We start from the raw sequence: 22,707 nt of genomic DNA on the forward strand, positions 1-22,707 counted from the left end.
GTCCCCTGCCGGATTAATCGCGAAAAGCGACAGTATTTTCCAGCAGTTCCCGTGTCGTCCGGGTCCGGTTCGCGTCTACTTCAGGGTCCTCATATCCAAAGCTGATGCCCAGCAGGATGCCTGTCTGGTCACCCAGGCCGAACGCATCGCGTACCAGGTCAGGGTAGGCGCGCATGCTGCCCATGGCACAAGAACTGATCCCGAACGCCTGCATTGAAAGCATCAGGGTCTGGGCATAGATGCCTACGTCAAGGGCGATGGTCGAACCAAACTGGCGATCCATACCAAGAAACACTATGTGGGGGGCGTCAAAGAACTCGAAGTTCCGTCTCACGGCCCGTAACCGACCCTCCTTATCATCCCTTGCGATACCCATTTCGTTGTACAAGGCAACTGCGCAATCGACCTGGCGGGTGCGGTATTCACCTTCGAAACGGGCAACGTAGCTGAAATCGGGGTTGCCGGGGGTGCCATCCCGATGACGCTCCAAAAACTTCCGACGAAGGGTTTCCTTCGTTTCACCAGAAGCCACAAACGCCTTCCAGGGCTGAGTGTTACAGTTGGACGGCGAGGTCCTGGCGAGCTCAAAAATCGACGTCAGAATATCGTGGCTCACTGGGTCGGGAAGAAATCCTCTCACTGAGCGGCGTGTTGTGATGGCGTCGACCAGTGTCATCGTTGGCGTAGTCATGGAATTCCCGGAATTATCAGATGGATTGTTCAGATTGACACGTTAACAAGATTAAGGTCAGTGGAGAAAAGCATATTTTCTATAAAAGCCATGCCGTTTAGGAATGGCTCTTATAGCCGGTGCGATCAGCGGTCTAAGACGCTCAGTTTGTGCCCAGCGGCTCTGTGGTTCTGAGGTCTCTATTGATTCTGCTGGCGGTCTTCTGGAGCTCTTCCAGCAGATACTCCAACACCCCTGGTTCTGCGGCTTTACTCGGAGGCATCGTCAGGTTGATAGCAGCAATGGCCTTGTAGTTTCGATTCCGGATGGGGACAGAAATACCGCACATACCTTCCTCGAGTTCACGGTCAACGATGGACCAGCCTTTGGCGCCGTCGTTCAATATCACCCGTTTTAGTTCTTCCTTGTCGGTAATGGTAAATCGTGTATAGCCAATGATTTCCTGGGTGTCCAAATAATAATCAAGCTCTTCCGGTGGCAGATCCGCCAGTTGAATTCGCCCCAAGGAAACCACGTGAGCGGGTAACCTGCTACCCACATTCAGAGTGCTCTTGAGTAGCTTACGGGTCGGCACCCGCATTACATAGTAGATGTCATAATCCTGAAGGACTGCGATTGAACAGGACTCCTGCACCTTCTGTACCAGTTCTTCCATGTGCCCCTGGGCGAACGACCATATCTCCATGGATGAGAGATAGGAAAAGCCCAGATCCAGAATCTTGGGCGTGAGCCAAAAGTGTTTGCCGTTGGAGTTGGCATAACCCATTGCCGTCAGCGTGTGCAGAAGTCTGCGGGCGCTTGCGCGGGAGATTTCCGAACGTCTTGCCACCTCCGAAAGCGTCAGTCGTGAAGCTCCTTCACCAAAGGCCCGAATCACGTCAAGCCCACGGGCAAAGGATGTCACTACGGCGTTGTCATCACTCTGAAGACTGTTAGTCATTTTTTCTATACCTGGAAAGATCCTTTGACATTGTTCAAAAATTGCACTTATCTTAATCGCGTTCTCACAAAGAACAAAAAGTGCGCATAGCGAACAATAAATTATCATCGTCCTGTGTGCAACCCAGCTATTCGGAGACTTATACATGCCTAACAACAACAGATCCCGATTGTTTCCTGCCGCAACTGGTTGTGCGCTGCTCGCCGGCCTGTCCATATCATCCGGCGTCGCTGCTCGTGACCTGACGTTTGCGAGCTATCTGCCGCCGCAGCACCCAACCAGTGAGGGGATCACGACCTTTATCGACGAAGCCCGTAAGCGATCTGACGGTAGCGTCGATTTCAAATTTTTCCCTTCCGGGGCCGCTGCATCGGGTAAAGGCATGCTGTCCGCTGTCACCGACGGAATGATTGACGGTGGCTTCCTGGTCACCGTTTATTTCCCGACTTCGGTGCCCGCCAATACCACCATCAGCGACCTGTCTTTCTGGAACCAAGACTCCTTGGTGGCGACAGCGGCATCTGTGGACACTATCCTGAACGGCTGCCCACAGTGTCTGGAAGAGTACGAAAACAATAACGTGCGGTTCCTCGCCAGTTACGCAACGCCACCTTATCAGGCCATGTGCAAGGACGAATTTGCCTCCGGATTCGAACCTGAAGGCAAAAGAATGCGAGTAGCCGGTGAGGAAATCGGCAAATGGGTATCCGGTATCGGTGGCGTACCGGTAAATATACCCAACAGTGAATCCTACGAGGCCATGGAGCGCAGCCAGCTGGATTGTGTTATCGGTGCGACCAGCTGGCTCAAGTCTCTGTCCCTGATCGAAGTGGCAAACAGTGTGGTTGAATTGCCCATGGGCGCGTTTCTTGGTGGTTCACTGTTGAACATCCGGGAATCTGTCTGGCAGGAGATGAGTGACCAAGAAAAACAGGCCCTTGTCGACGCCGCCTCGATTGGTCTCGCCCGCACTATTTACGCCTATCAGGATGAGGAGAACGAAGTTAAGGAACTGGCTAAAGAAGAAGGCGTTAACTTTGTCGAAGTATCCGGTGAGATGAAACGGCAACGCGAAGAATTCATGCAGTCCCAGCTGGAGCGGGCGGCAGAGACCGCTACAGGTCGCGGAGTCGAAAATGCGGAGCAAATCGTGGAGAGCTTCACCAGAAACCTGGAAAAGTGGGAAGAGCTGCTGGCAGGCAAATCCCTGTCCGAGGCTGAGTATGCAGACCTTCTAAAGACGGAAATCTACGACAAGGCGTTTTAATGTCGAAAGAATGCCGGCCCGCCAGGGCCGGCGTTTCCATTTTTTCAGGATGGTTTTATCAATGAGCGAGCGATTAACGCAATTCAAGCCCTTTGACGGGGTGCGTGTATTGGATATGAGCCAGGGCCTGGCGGGACCTTACGCCGCCCAAATGCTGGTGATGATGGGGGCGGAAGTGCTGAAGGTAGAGCCACCTCAGGGAGACTGGGGTAGGGTGATGGGCGTTGCCCGCGAAGGGCATAGTTCGCTCAGTGTATCGGCAAACTGGGGCAAGCGGGCTATTTGCCTCGATGCCAGAAAACCTGAAGGAAAAGCCATTCTCAAGCAATTGGCACGTGGTTCCGACGTTGTGCTTGAGAGCTTTCGTCCCGGTGTACTGGCCAAGATGGATATGAGCTATCCGGATTTGGAGTCGGTGCGCCCGGGCATCATTCTTGGCTCTATCTCCGGCTTCGGCAGTGCCGGGCCCCACGCCAAGCGCCCAGGCTCCGACAGCATCTTGCAAGGTTCCACCGGTATGGCGGTGATGAATGAGACCGACGACGGAGTCCCGAAGCGAGTGGGTATGCTGGCCGTGGATATGATCGCCGGGCTGTATGCCGGCTTTGCCCTCTCTACGGCAATTCATGAGCAGCGAGCGACGGGCCAGGGGCGCCATCTGGATCTTTCATTGCTGGGCTCTGCCTCTGCTTTCCAGGCCATGCCACTGATTGAGTCCCATCTGCAAGGTGGTGTCAGAAATAAACATGTCACGGTACCGTCGGGAAATTTTGCCACCAGCGACGGCATGATCTCGGTGGTGTGCCTGCGCAACGAAATGTTTGTTGCGCTCGCTCAGGCGGTTGAGCGCCCTCAGTGGGCTACTGATCCTCGATTTGCCGAAAACGAATCGCGCCAGATCAACGCCGAGGAAGTTCACAGAATGCTGGCAGAGGTATTTGTGCAACGAACCCGCGCTGACTGGATTGAGCGCCTGAACGAGGCGGGTGTGCTTTGCGGGCCACTGAATAGCTACCAGGAATTACAGCAGGATCCCCAGGTGCGTTTTCTTGATCTGATGCCGATGTTGACCCACGGCGCGTTCGGCAATATCCCCATGCCTCGGTTCCCTGGCGCCGACCTTAAGGCTGAAGACCTCAGCCCGGCACCGGATCTGGGCCAGCATACCTGTGAATTACTGCGGGAAGCGGGATACGGGCAAAGCGAAATTGACACCTTTCTGATGTCGGAAGTTTGCATGCAGGCCCGATAGTTCAGGGAGTTTAATGGAAGGGAGAAGGCAAGGTGAACTCTACGATGCGTGCAGTAATCTGTGAAAAATTTTCTTCTTACAAGGATCTCAGACTCGAGGACGTTGCCGCTCCCGAATTGAGACCGGGTTGTGTGCGGATTGAGGTTCACTTCGCCAGTGTCAGCTATGCCATATCGCTCATGGTGGCAGGAAAATACCAGCGCAAGATGGCCTTGCCGTTCATCCCGGGCACCGAGGTTTCCGGCTACGTTCTGGAATGTGGTGAGGAGGTGTCGGAGTTTCAGCCCGGTGATCCCGTAGCCGCGATACTCGATTCCGGTGCCTTCGGCGAGGAAGTGGTCGTTGATCCGGCAACAGTCTATCGGGTTCCTGAGGGGGTGCCGTTAGTGCAAGCAGTCGCGATCCCCTTGTCGTTTGGCACCGCCGCAACGGCGTTGGCTCGGGGAGGGGTGGCTCCCGGCAAGACTGTACTGGTGACCGGGGCGGCTGGTGCGCTTGGTTTAGCGGCAGTGCAGGTTGCCCGCCTCAGGGGCGCAACAGTTATTGCCGCCGCAAGTTCCCAGCCAAAACTTGAGGCGGCACTGGCAGCCGGCGCCACGCACGCTATTGATTACTCGACGGACAATTTTATCGATAGCGTGAAGTCGCTCACCGGGGGCAAGGGAGCGGATCTGGTTTTCGATCCGGTGGGCGGTGAGCTGTTTGAACAGCTGATCCGCTGCACTGCTATCGAGGGCAGCATGCTCTCTCTTGGTTTTGCCAGTGGCGATATCCCCTCAGTTCCGGTCAATCTGCTGTTGGTGAAAAACATTAGCCTGTTCGGGGTGAACTTTTCGGAATATATCGGCTGGGGTAAGCGTGACCGAAGGTACGAGTTTGCCCTTCAGATTAAAGAGATGATGGCCTGGCTATTCAAAGAAGCCGATGACAACAATCTCACTATCAAGCAGCCGGAAGTGTATGCGCTGACTGATTTTGGGGCGGCTATTGACTGCGTAATTGGTCGTCGATCAATCGGAAAAGTCGTCATAACAACAAAATAAGAGGTGTGTCGTGGGCAGGTATTTAAAGCAATTCAGTGATGGGACGGCACTGGTGGTAGGGGTGCTTATCGTCCTCATGATGTTGCATGTAACCGCCGAGGTGTTATTGCGGGTGGGCTTTGGCATGCATATTCCAGGCACCATGGAGGTAGTTACCTACTATTATATGGTCGCTGCGGTCTTTATGGGTATCTTTGCGTGCACTACGGAAGACGGCCATATCCGGGTGGATGTATTAGCACAGTTTCTGAAGGGCAGGGTGCGCCTCGCTGTCGAGTTGTTTGGCCTGGCGGTGATGGCTGTGTATTTCGCAATATTTGCCTGCGGTCTCTATAGGCAGGCTGTGAAGAGCTGGACCCGTAGCGAAACCGTCGATGCGATTTTCCTGGAACTGCCGGTATGGCCCTCACGATGGATTGCCGTCGCGGGGATTATGCTTTCAGTGGTTTCTGTTCTGTACCTGTTCCGCCTGGTGTGGGGTAGTCGACTTGACGAGCCTCGGGGGGCAGGGCAATGAGCAATATACAGATCGGCCTGACATGTATTGGTCTGCTTCTGGTCCTGCTCTCCCTGCGAATCCCTATTGGGGTGTCGCTGGGCATGACAGCCTTTACCGGTATTTTTGCCTTACGTGGCATGGATGCAGCGTTCGCGCTTATGGGGTCGACGACCTTTCAGTTCATTGCGCACTGGTCGCTGACGGCCATTCCCATGTTTATCCTGATGGGCGCAATAGCCTTTCACACAGGCCTGACCCGAACCCTGTTTGACGCAGGAAAGGCCTGGCTGAGTTTTTTACCCGGAGGGCTGGCGATTGCCACCAACGTCTCCAGCGCGGGCTTCGCAGCTGCCAGTGGCTCAAGCGTGGCAATGGCTGGGGCAATGTCGAGACTCGCAGTGCCGGAGATGCTCAGGGCAAAGTATGACCCTGGGCTGGCTACCGGTGTGGTAGCGGCATCGGGTACACTCGGCGCGTTTATTCCGCCCAGCATTCCGTTCGTGCTTTATGCCGTGTTCATGGAAGCATCGGTGGGCCAGCTGCTGATGGCCGGTATTATTCCGGGGTTGTTAACGATGGTGGCATACTCGCTGTTAATCATCGTGCGGGTAAAGATGAATCCCGGGCTGGCCCCGGTGACCAGTGACCGCATTACCCGTTCCGAGAAATGGATACTGTTGGTAAAGTCATGGCCACTGCCGGTTATTGTGGCCGGTGTGGTGGGTGGCTTGTATACCGGCACCGTTACGGCCACCGAAGCAGGTGCCTTCGGCGCCTTTATTGCCATTGTGGCAGCCGTGCTCCAAAGGAGCTTTAGCTGGGGAGGGCTCAGGCTGGCGGTCTCCGAGACCGTGAAGAGCACCGCCTCGATTTTCCTGATTGCCATTGGCGCAGTGCTGTTCAGTAGGATGCTGACGCTGAGCCAGATACCGATGAATATTGGTATCTGGGTTGAAGACTATGCGGTGGCGTTATGGATTTTCCTGATTATAGTGACCGTTTTTTATATCGTTCTGGGCATGTTTCTTGATCCAATTGGGCTGATGCTGGTAACTCTTCCGGTTTTGGCACCGTTCGTCATCGCCTTTGATATCAATGTCATCTGGTTTGGCGTGCTAGTCGTCAAATTTATAGAAATAGGCCTGCTTACTCCGCCAATAGGTCTCAATCTGTTCGTCGTCAGTGCCGGCGTCGGGGACTCGGTTCCATTCGGGACAATTGTTCGGGGGACCTTATGGTTTTTGGCAGCGGAAGCTGTCGTGCTGGCATTGCTGATGTTCTTCCCGGAGATCTCGCTTTTCCTTCCTTCATTAATGTATTAACGAGTCGGTTTTGCCGTCGCGTTCGGCCGTCGGCGCGGGGCTATCGCACACGGCCAGATGCGGCCCTGAAGGTAAGCTATATAAATTTGGTATGGGGTCGATAAAATAACGGTTTGCTGGGGAATGGAAGATTCATTGACCAAGTCGCAGAGAGGGGGTAGTTTTTGCGAGCTGCATGTATTTTCATCGCAGTGGGTCAGTCAATACATGTTCGTATTGGCAGGCCTGATTAAAGAAAACAAAAACCTCGGGAGAATCCTATGACCATCCACTGTTCAAAGTTCATGCGGCCACTGACTGCTACGGTCTGTTCTGCTGCCCTGATTATTGGGGCCACCAATACTGCTGCCCAGGACAAAGAGCCCAACCTGCCAGATACCATGACCTGGTCCTCTTATGACGTTGGCTCCGCTGGTTATGCCGAAGCCTCGGCCATCGCCGACGCATTCGGCAAGGAATTCGGCACCCGTATCCGTATCCAGCCCTCCGGTTCTGCTATTGGTCGTCTGCAGCCTTTGCTCAGTGACAGGGCGACTGTTGGTTTCCTGGCCACCGAAACCTTCTTTGCCGCAGAGGGTGTTTATGACTTCTCGACCCGCCAGTGGGGGCCGCAGAATCTGCGTGCGCTTGCGGGACGTCCTTCCTCCATTGGTATTTTTACAGCCAAGGATGCCGGGATCGAGACGTTGGAAGATCTCAAGGGCAAGCGGTTTGCCTACGTGGCGGGCAACCCGTCCATCAACGTCAAATGTAACGCCTTCCTGGCATTCGCTGGTCTGACTGAGGATGATCTGGAAGCGGTGGTTTTTCCTACGTATGCCAGTGCGATGAGTTCATTGGCCAGAGGCGAGGCTGATGCATCTTGCACGACCACTACGCCGAGCCATGTCTATGAGCTGGCAGAGTCTCCTCGCGGTATTCGCTGGTTGAACATGGATCCCGACAACACCGAATCCTGGAAGAAAGTGAATGAGGTAGCCCCGTTCTTTGCACCCTTCGAGGAAACCATTGGTGCTGGCATCAGTGAAGAAAACCCCGTTGATATCATGGCCTATCGTTATCCGGTAATGGCTGTAAAAGCAGAAATGGATGCCGACACCGCGTATAACATGCTCAAAGCAGTGGATCAGACTTATCCGATGTACAAGGATGCTACTGCTGCAATGCCCCGTTGGGAAATCACTCAATCTGGCGTGCCGGCTATTGACGTGCCTTTCCACGAAGGCGCAATTCGATATCTCAAGGAAAAAGGCATTTGGACCGACGAGCATCAGGCCTGGAACGACGCCCGTACCGCACGCTTGAATGCGTTGCTGGAAGCCTGGCCTGAGGCCGTTGCCGAAGGCGAGGGCAAGAGCGACGAAGAGTTTGCCGAAATCTGGGAAAAGCATCGCCAGCAAGCACTTGGGTCACTCTGATTGTTTGACTAGCTGACACGAATCGGGTGGCGGTGCCTACGGGCGCTGCCGCCCAAGACTCTAATTCCGGAGCACTTTCCAACATGACATCTGCGCCGGGTGCTGACACCCCGACCACTAATCCTGAACTCCAGAGCTCTGACAAAGGACGTCTGCGTGGAATTGGCTACTGGATAGTCATGGCCCTCGGTACCCTGGGGCTGCTCATGGCAATCAATCAGACCTTTAATCTCAAACTTCTGGGTTTCCAACCGTTGGGAAACTCCTATCTGTATTATCTTATCGGGATATTTCTGGCCGCAGCTTTTTTGTGCTTTCCGGCCTGGTCTGGTGCCCGTGACCGAATCTCTTGGTATGACTGGGTCCTTGCTGCTTCAGCACTGGCCTCGTGTGGCTATCTGGGCTATCACGGCCTGACGATGATCAACATGGGTTGGGAGTATTTTGCGCCGTCAGAGGCCACGATATTTTCGGGTGTTTTGCTGGTGCTGGTGCTTGAAGGTGTACGCCGTTGTGGCGGCTGGCCATTGCTGGCAGTGTCTTTGTTTTTTGGCAGCTATCCATTATATGCAGACAGTATGCCCGGATTTCTTTGGGGCAATCAATATGAGCTGCCGGAGCTTCTTCGTGCACACGTCATTGGCGTGGAAAGTATTATCGGGATTCCCATGCAGGTAGTTGCGCAGCTGGTTATTGGCTTTGTGGTTTTTGGCGCCGCGCTCACAATTACCGGCGGCGGTGACTTTTTTATGAAATTTGCGACCGCCCTGATGGGTCGTAGTCGCGGTGGTCCGGCCAAGGTGTCGGTGCTGTCCAGTGGTATTCTGGGTAGTCTTTCCGGCAGCGTTATTTCCAATATCCTCACCACCGGTCCCATTACGATTCCGACTATGAAAAAAACTGGTTACCCCGCGTATTATGCCGGTGCGGTGGAGGCGTGTGCATCCACCGGTGGAACGCTTATGCCGCCGGTGATGGGTGCTGTTGCCTTTATCATGGCGTCGTTTCTTGGGGTGCCCTATGCGGAAATTATGATCGCGGCTTTCCTCCCGGCTTTGCTGTTTTATCTGGCGTTATTGTTCCAGGTTGATAACTATGCCGCGCGCAGGGGTCTGAAGGGCTTACCGGACTCCGAGATTCCTTCTCTTAAGGAAACGCTGAAGGATGGCTGGCCATACCTGCTGGCCTTGTTCATGCTAATTTATATGCTTCTGGTGATGCGTCTTGAGGCTTATGCGCCTTACTATGCCTCGCTGGTTTTACTGGGCGTAGCCTTGTTCAAACGTAGCTACCGCTTGAACTGGGCCCGTGCTAGGGCCTTTATTACGGATTTGACGACCAATGTCTCCAATCTCGTGGCGATTTTGTCGGGTATCGGGCTGGTTGTTGGCGGGCTTTCCTACACTGGAGTAGCTGGCGCATTCTCGCGGGAGCTGCTGCTTTACGCTGATGGCAGTATACCGCTGATGTTGATTGCCGGTGCTATTACCAGCTTTATTCTGGGTATGGGAATGACTGTCAGTGCCTGTTATATCTTCCTGTCAATCCTGCTGGCACCGGCGCTGGTCAACGCGGGCCTTAACCCGATTGCCAGCCATCTGTTCATTCTTTACTGGGGCATGCTGTCGTATATCACTCCACCAGTGTCCCTCGCCGCGATAACGGCTGCCGGCGTAGCAGGTTCCAATGCAACCAAAACCGGGATCTATGCCATGCGGCTGGGTGGCATTCTGTTCATTCTGCCGTTCCTGTTCGTTGTGAATCCTTCCCTGATACTGCAAGGCGATATTGAGCGAATTTTGTTGTCGGCCGGCACTGCGATCGCGGCGATCTGGTTAATTGCGTCTTCGATGGAAGGCTACCTATACAGGATCGGTATCATTGGATGGCCTCTGAGAGTTCTGGCGCTTTTTGCGGGTGGCCTGATGATTTATCCAGACATACTCACCGAAGTCCTTGGTTTCGTTTTAGTCGCGGTAATCTATTTTGGGAAGCTTTTTCTCGGAGCTTCTAAAGCTCCTGTTTACAGAAACTGAGGCTGAAAGCCGTGAAAGGATGATTGAGGATGATTGATAAGCGAGTTGCTTCTTTGCGGGATTCCGTAGGAGATATTCCGCATGGAGCAAGCGTTATGATCGGCGGGTTCGGAAGCTCTGGTATTCCGCTCGGGCTGATTGAAGCACTTCGGCAGCAGGGTGCAGGGGATCTGACGATTATCTCCAATAATGCCGGAGTCGGAGAAGAAGGAATTGCGAGCCTGCTGCGCGATGGCCTGGTTAAAAAAATAGTCTGTTCCTTCCCGCGTTCTGCGGGTTCCATCTGGTTTGAAAAGCGCTTTGAGGAGGGGGCTGTTGAACTTGAGCTGGTGCCGCAGGGTACCCTGAGCGAGCGTATCCGCATAGCAGGTGCCGGGATTGGAGGATTTCTAACACCCACCGGCTATGGCACCAAACTGGCGGAGGGCAAGGAAACGAGGGTCATCGACGGCAAAGGCTATGTGTTGGAGATGCCGCTGAATGCGGACTTTGCACTGATCAAGGCCGAGGCGGCTGATCCGTGGGGCAATTTGATTTATGACACCGCTGGCCGAAATTTCAATCCGATGATGGCGATGGCGGCGACTTTATCAATAGCCGAAGTGAATCATATTGGTCAGCTAGGCGAGCTTGACCCGGAACGGGTTGTCACTCCGGGAATTTATATTGATCGGGTGGTGTCACAGGAGGCAATGCATGTTTCGGCTTAGTTCTGAAGATCTGGCCCGCCGCGTCGCGGAAGATATTCCGGATGGCTCATACGTGAACCTTGGTATCGGTATGCCGACGCGTGTTGCGAATTTTGTCGCAGGTGACAAACAGGTTATCTACCACAGTGAAAATGGCATTCTGGGTGTTGGCCCGGCACCGAAACCTGGGGAAGAAAATACCAACCTGATTAATGCTGGCAAGCAATACGTCACTTTATTGCCAGGCGGTTGTTATTTCGACAATGCTGAGTCCTTTGCAATGATGCGGGGAGGCCACTTGGACATCGCAGTGCTGGGCGCATTTCAGGTTGCTGAAAACGGCGATCTGGCCAATTGGGCCACCAATGAAGACAAGTTTCCGCCGGCAGTCGGCGGCGCCATGGACCTTGCGGTGGGGGCGAAAAGGCTCTTCGTCATAATGCGTCATAGCACTCGGGACAACGACCCTAAAATACTGCAGCGCTGCACTTTTCCCTTGACGGGCACAGGGGTTGTCAGCCGGATTTTTACGGATCTCGCTGTACTTGATGTGACTCCGGAGGGGCTGCAGATAATCGAGTTGTTCGGGTCCAACACCTTTGAAGAGGTCCAGGCGGTGACTGGGGCCCGGTTATTGCCTCCGTTGACCTCATGATGCAGCGAAGCCCATTCCAAGACATGTCGGAGACGTTTCGACTATAGGCGAATGGGATATGATTAACGCTTTCTCGAGACCGGACTGTTTATCCGGGACTCGCTCGGTGCTTACCTATCTGGCGCTCTTCGCTGGTATTGCGAACGTTGTCCCCGGTCATACCTACCTCGCCACTGTGCTAGCCTGCTTGGCCATTGTGCTGGGCTGGGGCAACTTGCGTACAGTGGGCCGTGCGATCCTGATCCTGATAGTGGTTCTGACCTTTGTCGGGTTGATAGTAGAGCCTTCTTCAGTGCCGAAAGCCGCTGGCAACATGGCTAGAATCGGGGCGCTGATTATTACCGTGATGCTGTTATCGGCGGTATTGGGGCAGTCTAACGACTTGAAGCTGATTTCACGCAGCCTGTTTGCCGGCAAATCGCTTTATCGCTACGTTGGCATGACTTCAGGCACCGCGTTGCTCGCTGTGCCGCTTAATTTCGGGTCGGTGGGGGTTATCGCCACCATGATTGGCGTGCAGGTCAAGGACCAGGGAGACAGCCCGATGGCGCGTAATGCGGCGAGGGCGGTCGTCCGGGGGTTCGGGGCCTCGCCTATGGCCTCGCCGCTGTCCGTCGCTGTGGTTCTGACGGTGACTTTCCTGCCGGCCCTGTCGAGCTGGAAATTGATTGCACTGGGTCTGCCGTTTGCTTTGTTCTACCTCTTTGTCGGTGCCTTGTCGCGGGAAGACGAGCCACCACGTGAAGAGTTGGCAATCAGTGCAGATGAAGACGGGGAAGCTGTGCTGCCCTGGCTGCGCTTTATTGGTGTTGTTGCATTGATTTGTATGGGTGCATTCACCTTGAGTGTGGTTGGCGGTTTGCTCTACTCCCAGGCAGTGACCCTGAGCTGCCTGACGGCGGTTGTCATCGGGTTGGTATACCGCCGCCTCCATGACGGGGTCTTGAACATGCCATCACTGGCTATGATGAATAACGAGTTGGTCATTATGGGGGGGTCGTCGTTTCTTGGCGGTATTATTGGCACCTTGGCATTGAATTGGCTGGGCATGGGGTTCAGCTTGCCTGTCTGGGCCTATCCGGTGGTCGCCATGGTGGTGCCCTGGTTGTTCTTTGCCGGTGGCACCGTCGGAGTTAACCCGATTATCTCAGGCACCCTGTCGGGTAGCATTCTTGGCCCGATCTGGCCGGAATACGGTCTGCTCGGGCTCGGGTTGGGCATGGTGGCGGGGTGGGGAATTACTATCGCAGGTACGCCATATTCCGCTAACGCGATATTGTTGGAACGATGCACGGGGTATAGTGCTGCCACCGCCTCCTATGGTTGGAGCCTGAAGCTTTCGCTAGTGGTACTGGTCGTCTGTAGTGTGGTGTGCGCAATTTTCACACTGCCGTTCTAAAATCCAGATGACGGAAAGCAGAGCTCCCCGCCATTTTCCATTATTTCAGGCGTGACCCGCTACTTGGTGGGGCACATAGTGTGCCTCCAGAGTCGCTTTTTCGTTCTCGCTCAGTTCCAGCTCCAGTGCAGCCAGTGCTTCCTCAATATGACCGGGTTTACTGGCGCCGATGATAGGAGCGGTGACCACAGGGTTGGAGAGCACCCACGCCAGAGCAATACGGGCCATAGACGTACCACGATTGTCGGCCACTTCCTTCAGGGCGGCGATAACAGGTTGGTCGATATCGCTGCCGAGGCGCCATTTCCGGGTATTTTCATCGGTGCGCGCCCGTGCTGTCTCGCCGGCTTCCCCCTGTACGGTTTTTCCGGCCAGGATACCCCGGGCCAGCGGACTCCACGGAATCACGCCAATGCCCTGGTCAGCACACTGTGGAATCATTTCCCGCTCTTCTTCCCGGTAGATCAGGTTGTACATCGGCTGCATGGTTACAAAGCGAGTCCAGCCGTGCTTTTCTGCCGTGAACTGGGCTTTGGCGAATTGCCAGGCAAACATCGAAGATGCGCCTATGTAACGCACTTTGCCAGCCTTCACCACATCGTGGAGCGCTTCCATGGTTTCCTCGATGGGTGTGTGGTAGTCCCAGCGGTGAATCTGGTAAAGGTCGACGTGATCGGTGCCGAGACGCCGCAATGAGCTGTCGATAGCGTCCATGATGTGTTTTCTGGACAGGCCCCGGTTGTTCGGTGCATCTCCCGTGGGATTAAATACTTTGGTGGCAATGACCACGTCTTCCCGTGGCGCGTAATCCAGCAAAGCCTTGCCCACCACCCGCTCGGATTCACCGATCGAATACATGTTGGCGGTATCAAAGAAGTTTATTCCCGAGTTCAGTGACTGTTTGATGAAGGGGCGACTGGCCTGCTCGTCCAGTACCCACTGGCGCCATTTGGGCGAGCCATAGGTCATGGTGCCCAGACAAAGGCGGGAGACTTTCATGCCGGTTGTTCCGAGGCGGCGGTATTGCATGGCTTTCTCCACAGCTGCGGGTAAAGAATAGGAATCCGGAAAAATTATTGGTGATTCGGAGTGGTTCAGAAGAATAGATTGGTATTTGCCAGAATAAAGACCACGGTAACTCGAAGTTTAAATAAAAGCGGGCCTTGAGAGGCCCGCTTTTATTTGTTTGTTATCTACCGTAAGTAGCAGGATCAAGTTTGGAATAAACTTCATTCCAATACAGTTTAGCCAGTTGATCTGCTGTCTCGATATCTCCTACCAGTCTGTTCCATTTTTCAATCAACTTCGACATGTTGGCAGCCAGTTCCCGGGTTCTCGATCCATCGATTTTGTATTCATCAGCATAGAATTTCGGGATGAATTCCAGGTCTGATTTGATGAATTCTCTAGATTTTTCAAGAAGATCGCCTTCCGCCTTCAGAATGTTGATACCTTTCTTCTCAGCTTTTTCCATGTCGCTATAAGCTTGTTGCTGATAGAGGAAGGTAACATAGGCAGCCATAACTGAACCGGCCTTTAGCAGCCCCTCTTTCTCCTCGTTATTGAAACGATTCCAGGTGTCACGATTAAGGGTTGCTGCTCCACCCGCGGCATATAATCCACCGGGTACGTCGGTGGTTATATTCTTGACAACATCAATAAGATTGAAGTTGGTTAATTCCGTGGGTGAAAGGAAGGTGCAATCCACCACACCTTGCTCGAGAGCTTCATAAACTTCGGTGACCGGAAGTGCGACCGGTGATCCTCCAAAGTTTTTGGCCCAGCGAGCCCATGAGGCTCCCGATATCCGCAAACGTTTCCCGTTTATTTCCTCAACTGTGTTAACAGGTTCGTTGCAGAACATTACATAGGCGGGAGTAGATACAACCGATGTATAGACCTGATTGTTCGATGCAAATTCGTTTTGACACTCTGGACAGTTGAGCATTATATATTCAAGCATGGCGCCGGAATAAGCGTAACCCTCTTTTCCAAGCACTTCATTCTGCAGCGCTGTTTGCATAGACATATCCGCCCCAAGATTTGAATGCGGGTAATCTGAGGGCGAATAGGCTGTAAGTAGATAACCAAGATCAGCCATTCCCTGACTAATTCCAGAAGACATTTCGCTGTGATTTAGAAGTGATAACTCGTAAATTTTAACTGAGTGCTCATTATTGGTATTTTTCTTCACTGCTTCAGCATATTTCTTGGCAGCTTCAATCGGGGCGCCAGATGGAAAACCAACGGCAAATCTGAGAGTGTCTGCTTGCACCGAACTGGTAATAGCAGCTGTGGAAAGTACAATTCCCAATGCTGTGGTATATAAAAGTTTTCTGGAATCCATAACAATTTCCTATGCTCTGTTGTTCTTTGGTTTTATGTGTTAAGAATTATTATTTCTGTTGCGCATAAACAGTATATTCAGTAGCCTTTAATTGTCAAAGTAATTGATAGTATAAAAGGTTTTGGTTTTGACTTTTTAAATTACGATAACTCAAAAAAGCAGGAGTGATTGCAATGTCGAAGCATTTTCAGCTGAATGGTAACTATGTTCGCTATGAGTTTTCCGAGTTTGGAGGAAAGTTCACTCCAGTCAATTACGATATGCCAATCCCGACAGGAAGCGAAGTTTTACTTAAAGTTGACTTTTGTGGCGTTTGTCACAGTGATGTTCATGTTCATGAAGGGTATTACGGCCTCGGCCAAGGAAGAAAGCTTGATCTTGGTGAGCGGGGAATAAAGCTTCCAGTTACCTTGGGACATGAAGTAGTGGGTACAGTCGTTTCCATGGGCGAGGAAGTTAAAGAAGTTTCAGTGGGTCAGCAAAAGTTGATATATCCATGGATCGGCTGTGGGGAATGTTCGGTATGTCAGCGTGGTGAGGAGAACCTTTGTACAAAGCCCGGATCACTGGGTGTTTTTAAACCGGGTGGATATTCCGAATGCATTCTTGTTCCGCACCAGAGATATCTTGAAAGTCTTGGCAGTTTGAATCCGGCCAACGCATCTTTGCTCGCATGCTCCGGATTGACCACGTTTTCGGCCATCAAGAAAATACAGCCGGTCCATAACGAGGAGTTCGTTGTGGTTATTGGTTGTGGCGGACTTGGGCAACTGGCGATCAAAACTTTGGTGTTGTCAGGTATTGAGAATGTGATAGCGGTTGATGTATCGGAGGAAAAACGCGAGATTGCCAAGAGCTCAGGCGCAAAATCCGCATTCGATCCACGGGATGAGAAGATCGTGGAGGTTGTGACCGAGGCCGGTAAAGGGAACTGCATTGCCGTACTGGATTTTGTCGGTAACGATCAGACCATGGAGTTTGGTCTGGGTGTTCTGAGAAAGGGTGGCAAGTTTGTAGCCGTTGGCCTGCATGGTGGTGAAATTCGCTATCCCATCCCATTCCTGGTTACCAAGGCCATTTCGATTATCGGCTCTTACACCGGAACACTTGGTGAAATGAAGGAGTTGGTGGAATTCGCCAACAAACACGATCTGGTTAACATCCCTGTTGAAATCAGGCCACTTGAGCAAGCGGAATCGGCAGTTGAAGACCTGTCGGCAGGCAGGGTCCCCGGCCGCATAATTCTGAAGAACGGATGAATAGAAACGGGGGGGCATTCGCCCCCACCGTCTCGTGACCGGCTGTGTTGGCCGGATTATCAGGTTTTGATGCAGACGTAGTGCATTTCGAGGAACTCATCGATTCCGTGGGACGATCCCTCGCGCCCAATCCCCGACTCTTTCACTCCGCCAAAGGGTACCGTTTCTGATACAAAACGCGGGGTGTTGACACCAACCATGCCGTATTCGAGAGCTTCGGAAACCCTGAAAATACGACCGGTATCCTTGGTATAAAGGTAGCTGGCCAAACCGTAAGGTGTATCGTTGGCAAGTGCGACCGCTTCTTCTTCAGTGGCAAATTTGTACACTGCGGCAATGGGCCCGAAGATTTCAGAACGGAAAATCTCCATGTCCTTTTCAACATTGGTCAACACGGTGAACTCGAAAAAGTTCGGTCCGAGGTGTGGCAACTTGTTCCCGCCACGATAGACCGTTGCCCCCTCGCTGACGGTTGAGTCGACCAGATTCTGGATCTTGGTGATGGCTTTTTCATTGATCAGGGGTCCATGGCTGACATTCTCCTGAAGCCCGTGACCTTGAACGAGTTTGGTGGCGATTGCCTCGTTGTACTTTTTCAGGAATTCATCATGAATGCCATTCTGGATAAGTAGTCTGTTGGCGCAAACGCAGGTCTGGCCACTGTTGTAGAACTTGATGGAAATCGCACCCTGCACAGCGGCATCGAGATCGGCATCTTCAAACACAATGAACGGTGCGTTACCGCCCAGCTCGAGGCTGAGTTTCTTCACCGTGCTGGCACATTGTTCAAGCAGAATTTTGCCGACTGCGGTGGACCCGGTGAAGGACAGCTTTTTGACGGTCGGGTTTTTGCTGAGCTCAAGGCCTACCTCGGCCCCGCTGCTGGCAGTGATGACATTGATGACGCCTGCGGGAACTCCTGCGTCGGTCGCCAGCTGAGTCAGCGCCAGTGCCGACAGTGGGGTATCTTCAGCGGGTTTGATTACCACGGTGCACCCGGCAGCAAGAGCCGGAGCGACCTTGCGGGCAATCATCGAGTTGGGGAAATTCCAGGGAGTAATGGCCGCTACCACGCCAATCGGCAATTTTTGCATGTATTCGAAGTTGCCATTGGCACTGCGGGGCAGGGTTTCGCCGGTTACCCGCATGGCTTCGTTGGCAAACCATTCGATATAAGCAACGGACGAGGCAACTTCGCCACGCGCTTCCGCAAATGCCTTGCCCTGCTCCATGGTCAATATGGTGGCGAGGCTTTCCAGATTGTCGTTTACCAACATGGCCCAGCGCTTGAGGATAGCGCTGCGCTCCTTGGGCGTGAGGCTCTTCCAGGCCGGAAATGCAGTGTGGGCGGCACTAATGGCTTCTCTGGTATCTTCCTGGCCTTGATCGGGCACCTGAGTGATCCGTTCATTCGTGGCGGGATTGAAGACCGGAAAGGTTTTTCCGCTTCGGGAGTCAACCCACTGACCATTCACATACGCCTGATGACGGATCAGCTTTGCTACCGGTTCGGGAATGCTCATGAAATCTCCTGTTGTTGTTTTAGCGTCCACCTACCAAGTTCGGCAGGTACATGATGATGTCTGGTACCGCGATCAGGAGCAGCACAATGAGCAGGTCCATCGCCAGAAACCAGAGAATACCTTTGAAGATTGCTGAGGTGGTGACCAGATTACCAACCACGCTTTTGATGACAAAGACATTCATCCCAACCGGCGGTGTAATCATGCCGACCTCCAGTAGTTTGGTGAGAATCACCCCAAACCAAATCAGGCTGTATTGGGTGCTTTCGATCACCGGCAGAATGATGGGAAGAGTGAGCAGCATGGCTCCGATCGGTTCCAGAAACATACCGAGCGCCAGGTAGATCAGGACGAGGCCCAGAATGATGAGCAGATCGCTGGCGTTGAACGACAGAATCAGCTCGGAGATATAGTCGCCGGCCCCGGAGAACACCAGAAACCGCGTCAGCATGCTTGCGCCAACCGCAATGATCAGTAACGCACTGGTGGTCACCAGAGTCTCGAGAACAGAAGACTTGAAAGCGCTCCAGGTCATCTGGCCTTTCACCAGTGCCACAATACAGGCCAGAGAGGCGCCTACGGCCCCCGCTTCGTTAGGGGTGAAGATGCCCGCAAAGAGCCCGCCGAAGATGCCGGACATGATGAGAAAAATCGGCCAGGTGTCCTGCAAAGATCGGATTTTCTCCTGGGTCGGAATCTTTTCCTTCACGTCGTGGGCAAGGTCTGGGTTCAGCTTGACCCGGATCCAGACCACAAGAACGTAACCCGCCATGGTAATCAGGCCGGCAGCAATGCCGCCTAGAAACAGCTGGGAGACTGACGTCTGCGCGATTACACCATAGAGAATCATGATGATCGACGGTGGAATCAGCGCACCGATTGTGCCGGCTACCGCTACAGTACCGGTGGCGAGGCCGGGATCGTATTTGTAGCGCATCATCTCTGGGACCGCGATGCGACCCATGGCGGCCGAACAGGCGATTGACGATCCGGATACTGCGGCAAAACCTGCCGATCCGAAAATTGAAGCGATCGCCAGCCCGCCGGGAACCCCTGCCAACCAGACTCGCGCAGCCTTGAACATGCCTTGGGTCAGCTGGGTGTGATAACAGATGAAGCCCAGAAACAGAAACAATGGAACCGAACTCAGGGTCCAGTTGGCCGCGAAGTTGTAGGGGATGATGCCCAGGGAGGACAGGGCGACTTCGACGCCAATCACCGCCCAGATCCCGGCGAATGACACCATGATCAGGGCGATTCCGATGGGGACTCTCAAGGCAATCAGTGAGAACAGCGAGAACAGACCGGTAAAACCAATGGCAATGTCAGACATGGGCCGCCTCCGCTACCACAGCCCGTTCGGAGCGGGTCAGGAACGACAGGAAGCGAAGCAGACAGTAGCTGCCCAGGAGGAACGTCCCCGCACAGAGAATAAAGTAGCTGGGCCATGTAATGATGGTGTAGTCCCCCTGCATGACCGAGGTGTTCGAGTGGTAATTTTTGATGGCCACCTTGAAGGCCTCGCTGGTCATTACAAACGCAGTTGCACTGATCAGAAGGTAGGTCCAGCCGTTCAAGCGATGCTGTGTCTTGTGGGAAAATTTTGTAGTCAGGATCTCCACCGCGATCGACGAGTTGGTCTGCTCGGCGTAGGCCAGAGGCAGGAAGATCGCGATGAGCATGTAGTAGTGGGCAACGATGGTGATGGTGCCGGGTAGTGGGGTGTTGAACAGAAACCGGGCCAGGATGTCCAGGCTGATATGAATCATCATGAACGCTATGGCGAGCCCGCCGAGAAATGTGACTATCTTGTTGATCTTGTTTATCAGGGTTTCTAGGTATTTCATGAACTTGTAACCACCGCCGTTCTTGTTGGTTTTGTCAGTGTGGCGAGCCGAATCGGTGGGTCCGGAACGCCCGAGCGAACTCTCATAGATTGAACAACTCCTTGTGGTTTGGGTATCTCGAAGTGGTTAAAGGGGGGTTCAGTGAGTGTTAACCAGGTGGGTGAGGAAGGGGGACGAGTAAGGGGTGATGCGTAGATAGTGAGCCAGGGGAGAATGCGGCGGTGCAGTGAGGTCAGGGTGAATCACCGTACTGCTTAAAGGTGTCTTCAACAGATTCGAATTCTAGCCCGGGGTCTGATCGAAGACTATGAGGGATGAATCAAACAGTCTGCTTGTCCAGTGCGGCTGGCGTAGTGTAGAGGGGCGAACATGCAAAAAAGACGCGCTGCCATTGTGGCACCGGTACGTACCGGGGTTGGGGCATTCGGGAAAAGCCTGCGGCCGGTTTCCGTTGAAGATCTGATTGCTGCGGTCGTCAATGAAACCATCAAGCGCTCCGGCGTGGATCCCGCCATCATTGAAGATGTGGTGGTTGCCCAGTCTTATGCCAACAGTGAGGTGCCGTGTGTTGGTCGTTGGGCGGCGTTGCAGGCAGGGTTGCCGGAGCATGTGCCTGGTATGCAGCTGCACCGTCGTTGCGGTGGCGGGCTTCAGGCGATCATCAATGGTGTGATGATGATCGAGTCCGGCGCCGGTGACGTTGTGCTGGCCGGTGGTGTTGAAAGCATGAGCAATATCGAGTATTACTCGACGGATGTGCGTTGGGGCAAGCGGGCAGGGTCCTTCACCATGCACGACCGGCTGGATCGTGGTCGGGAGCGGTCGCAACTGAAAGACCGATTCGGCTACATTTCCGGAATGATCGAAACCGCCGAGAACCTGGCCACCAAGTATGGCATTTCCCGCGAGGCGGCTGAAGAATATTCGGTTCGCAGTCATCAGCGTGCGGCCGCTGCCTGGGATGAAGGCGGTTTTGATGAAGAGATTGGAGCGGTCAGTATTCCGCAGCGCAAAGGTGATCCAATCGTGTTCAGCCGCGATGAAGGTATCCGGCCTGAAACCACCATGGATTCACGGGCAGCGCTGCGCCCGCTGATAAAGGGCGGTACCGTTACCGCGGGAAACGCCAGCCAGCAAAGCGATGCCGCTGCTGCCTGTCTTATTGTTGCTGAGGACAAACTGGCCGAGTTGAACCTGGAGCCGATGGCCTTCATGGTAGGCTGGAGTGCGATGGGGTGCCATCCGGCAACCATGGGAATTGGTCCGGTGCCCGCAGTTGAGAAACTGTTCCGTAAGACCGGGCTCGGCTCCGGGGACATGGATCTGGTTGAGGTAAACGAAGCCTTCGCCTGTCAGGTGCTTGCGATCCTGAAAGAGTGGGGTTGGGATGACCTTGACCGTCTCAATGTCAACGGATCAGGGATTTCCCTCGGCCACCCGATTGGTGCCACCGGAGTGCGCATCATGACCAGCCTGCTGCACGAGATGCAGCGTCGCGGAAGCCGTTATGGCCTAGAGACCATGTGTGTCGGTGGTGGCCAGGGCGTGGCGGCCATTTTTGAGCGAGCCTGAGGGCTCGCATACTCAGTCGGTCAGGGAGAGCGAGGCCAGGCTGCGTATTTCCTCTACCAGCTCCTTACCACACCTGGGCAAGGCATCCAGTTCGCGGACGATCAGGCTGCGCTCCCGTTCGGCCCAGTCGTCTTCCAGGTCGATGGTGACGATGTCGAGAAAATCGGCATAGCGGCGGGCAATGGAGCGGGGCAGGATGCCGATTCCGACACCGCGGCTGACCATCCGGCAGGCCGACTCGAAGCCGAACACCTGGATCCGCATCTGCAGGATCGAGCCGGTTTCGCTGGCCTGGTCCTTGAGGAAATTGAACAGGGTGCTGCCTTCCCGCAAACCGATATGGGGGTATTCCAGGGTTTCCCGGAAGGAGAGGGTCTGGCGTGTGGCCAGCTCGTGGCCTTTCGGGGCGACCACCACCAGTCGGTCGACACTGAACGGAATGATATCGAGCTTTTTATTCGCGTTAACCGGGCCGGCGACCACGCCAAGGTCGGTCGAGCCGTCCACCACCCCGCGAATGATGTCGTGGGTCAGCCGTTCCTGCAGGTCAATGGTCACTCCCGGGCGGTTGACCAGAAAACGTGCCAGCACGTCGGGCATGAAGTCGCTCACCGCCGTGGTGTTGGCGAAGATGCGCAGATGGCCTGATTTCCCCTCTGCATACTGGGAAAACTCATCCTTGATATAATCCACCTGGCGCATGATGGCACGGGCATGGACCAGTAGGTCATGGCCTGCGGGCGTCAGTTCCACGCCCTGGCTGTCACGGTAGAACAGCCGGCTGCCGAGTTGCCCTTCCAGCGACTTGATCCGCATGCTGGCCGCCGCAGTGGAAAGACTGGCACGGCGGGCGCCACCGGTCAGGCTGTTGGCTTCGGCGACATGGATAAACAGGCGCAGGTCAGGGATATCAAAGTGCATGGTTCAGATAGTCAGCAGGCTAACAAA

At 54.0% G+C, this 22,707-nt stretch carries 20 protein-coding genes; 12 read left to right on the forward strand and 8 right to left on the reverse strand.

The features are described 5' to 3' along the window. Window positions 1-13: 13 nt before the first annotated feature. Complete coding sequence (locus tag ACP86_RS19505; RefSeq protein WP_053115151.1) at window positions 14-691, reverse strand: nitroreductase; 678 nt, start codon at window positions 689-691, stop codon at window positions 14-16. Between the two features lie 142 nt (window positions 692-833). Then, window positions 834-1,631 carry an IclR family transcriptional regulator C-terminal domain-containing protein gene (locus tag ACP86_RS19510; RefSeq protein WP_053115152.1) on the reverse strand — a complete coding sequence of 266 codons (798 nt, stop codon included), beginning with the start codon at window positions 1,629-1,631 and terminating at the stop codon, window positions 834-836. A gap of 145 nt (window positions 1,632-1,776) precedes the next feature. Here ACP86_RS19510 and ACP86_RS19515 point away from each other — a divergent pair, with 145 nt between their 5' ends. The 10 genes from ACP86_RS19515 to ACP86_RS19560 all read left to right on the forward strand — a co-directional run bounded on the left by ACP86_RS19515 (window position 1,777) and on the right by ACP86_RS19560 (window position 13,211). After that, on the forward strand, window positions 1,777-2,898 hold the full coding sequence (locus ACP86_RS19515) for a C4-dicarboxylate TRAP transporter substrate-binding protein (protein ID WP_053115153.1): 1,122 nt from the start codon (window positions 1,777-1,779) through the stop codon (window positions 2,896-2,898). 61 nt (window positions 2,899-2,959) lie between these two features. Then, window positions 2,960-4,150, forward strand: a complete 1,191-nt coding sequence (locus ACP86_RS19520; protein ID WP_075267808.1) for a CaiB/BaiF CoA transferase family protein — start codon at window positions 2,960-2,962, stop codon at window positions 4,148-4,150. A 44-nt stretch (window positions 4,151-4,194) separates the two neighbouring features. After that, window positions 4,195-5,193, forward strand: coding sequence for an NADPH:quinone oxidoreductase family protein (locus ACP86_RS19525; protein WP_053115155.1), 999 nt, complete (start codon window positions 4,195-4,197; stop codon window positions 5,191-5,193). A gap of 10 nt (window positions 5,194-5,203) precedes the next feature. Continuing rightward, on the forward strand, window positions 5,204-5,710 hold the full coding sequence (locus tag ACP86_RS19530) for a TRAP transporter small permease (RefSeq protein ID WP_053115156.1): 507 nt from the start codon (window positions 5,204-5,206) through the stop codon (window positions 5,708-5,710). Then, window positions 5,707-7,014 carry a TRAP transporter large permease gene (locus ACP86_RS19535; RefSeq protein ID WP_053115157.1) on the forward strand — a complete coding sequence of 436 codons (1,308 nt, stop codon included), beginning with the start codon at window positions 5,707-5,709 and terminating at the stop codon, window positions 7,012-7,014. Before ACP86_RS19530 ends, ACP86_RS19535 begins: the two co-directional genes overlap by 4 nt. Before the next feature lie 260 nt (window positions 7,015-7,274). Beyond that, a complete protein-coding gene (locus ACP86_RS19540) occupies window positions 7,275-8,432 on the forward strand; it encodes a TAXI family TRAP transporter solute-binding subunit (protein ID WP_053115158.1) in 1,158 nt (385 codons plus the stop codon). 83 nt (window positions 8,433-8,515) lie between these two features. After that, on the forward strand, window positions 8,516-10,468 hold the full coding sequence (locus ACP86_RS19545) for a TRAP transporter permease (protein ID WP_053115159.1): 1,953 nt from the start codon (window positions 8,516-8,518) through the stop codon (window positions 10,466-10,468). Between the two features lie 29 nt (window positions 10,469-10,497). Beyond that, entirely contained in the window at window positions 10,498-11,178 is a 681-nt protein-coding gene (locus tag ACP86_RS19550; RefSeq protein ID WP_053115160.1) for a 3-oxoacid CoA-transferase subunit A, read from the forward strand. After that, complete coding sequence (locus ACP86_RS19555) at window positions 11,165-11,812, forward strand: 3-oxoacid CoA-transferase subunit B (protein ID WP_053115161.1); 648 nt, start codon at window positions 11,165-11,167, stop codon at window positions 11,810-11,812. Before ACP86_RS19550 ends, ACP86_RS19555 begins: the two co-directional genes overlap by 14 nt. Window positions 11,813-11,870: 58 nt before the next feature. Beyond that, a complete protein-coding gene (locus ACP86_RS19560; RefSeq protein WP_053115162.1) occupies window positions 11,871-13,211 on the forward strand; it encodes a hypothetical protein in 1,341 nt (446 codons plus the stop codon). A 45-nt stretch (window positions 13,212-13,256) separates the two neighbouring features. Here ACP86_RS19560 and ACP86_RS19565 read toward each other — a convergent pair whose 3' ends face one another. Then, on the reverse strand, window positions 13,257-14,240 hold the full coding sequence (locus ACP86_RS19565) for an aldo/keto reductase (protein WP_053115163.1): 984 nt from the start codon (window positions 14,238-14,240) through the stop codon (window positions 13,257-13,259). Window positions 14,241-14,400: 160 nt separating this feature from the next. Beyond that, window positions 14,401-15,558 carry a C4-dicarboxylate TRAP transporter substrate-binding protein gene (locus ACP86_RS19570; RefSeq protein ID WP_075267719.1) on the reverse strand — a complete coding sequence of 386 codons (1,158 nt, stop codon included), beginning with the start codon at window positions 15,556-15,558 and terminating at the stop codon, window positions 14,401-14,403. Window positions 15,559-15,731: 173 nt separating this feature from the next. Here ACP86_RS19570 and ACP86_RS22295 point away from each other — a divergent pair, with 173 nt between their 5' ends. Continuing rightward, window positions 15,732-16,817, forward strand: coding sequence for an alcohol dehydrogenase (locus tag ACP86_RS22295; RefSeq protein WP_082220593.1), 1,086 nt, complete (start codon window positions 15,732-15,734; stop codon window positions 16,815-16,817). A gap of 59 nt (window positions 16,818-16,876) precedes the next feature. Here the strand turns inward: ACP86_RS22295 and ACP86_RS19585 are convergent, their stop codons facing one another. The 3 genes from ACP86_RS19585 to ACP86_RS19595 are packed head-to-tail and all read right to left on the reverse strand — an operon-like array spanning window position 16,877 to window position 20,187. Next, a complete protein-coding gene (locus ACP86_RS19585; protein ID WP_053115167.1) occupies window positions 16,877-18,340 on the reverse strand; it encodes an NAD-dependent succinate-semialdehyde dehydrogenase in 1,464 nt (487 codons plus the stop codon). A gap of 19 nt (window positions 18,341-18,359) precedes the next feature. After that, window positions 18,360-19,673: a TRAP transporter large permease gene (locus tag ACP86_RS19590; protein ID WP_053115168.1), complete on the reverse strand. Its 1,314-nt coding sequence runs from the start codon at window positions 19,671-19,673 to the stop codon at window positions 18,360-18,362. Next, complete coding sequence (locus ACP86_RS19595; RefSeq protein ID WP_053115169.1) at window positions 19,666-20,187, reverse strand: TRAP transporter small permease; 522 nt, start codon at window positions 20,185-20,187, stop codon at window positions 19,666-19,668. The genes ACP86_RS19590 and ACP86_RS19595 overlap by 8 nt, the downstream gene beginning before the upstream one ends. A gap of 369 nt (window positions 20,188-20,556) precedes the next feature. On the opposite strand from ACP86_RS19595, the gene ACP86_RS19600 reads away from it, so the two are divergent. Then, complete coding sequence (locus tag ACP86_RS19600; RefSeq protein ID WP_053115170.1) at window positions 20,557-21,759, forward strand: acetyl-CoA C-acetyltransferase; 1,203 nt, start codon at window positions 20,557-20,559, stop codon at window positions 21,757-21,759. A 12-nt stretch (window positions 21,760-21,771) separates the two neighbouring features. Here the strand turns inward: ACP86_RS19600 and ACP86_RS19605 are convergent, their stop codons facing one another. Then, window positions 21,772-22,680 (reverse strand): LysR family transcriptional regulator, encoded by a 909-nt coding sequence (locus ACP86_RS19605; RefSeq protein WP_053115171.1) that lies wholly within the window; start codon window positions 22,678-22,680, stop codon window positions 21,772-21,774. Window positions 22,681-22,707: the final 27 nt, after the last annotated feature.

Source organism: Marinobacter sp. CP1 (genome assembly GCF_001266795.1).
In the GTDB taxonomy this organism is placed as follows: domain Bacteria; phylum Pseudomonadota; class Gammaproteobacteria; order Pseudomonadales; family Oleiphilaceae; genus Marinobacter; species Marinobacter flavimaris.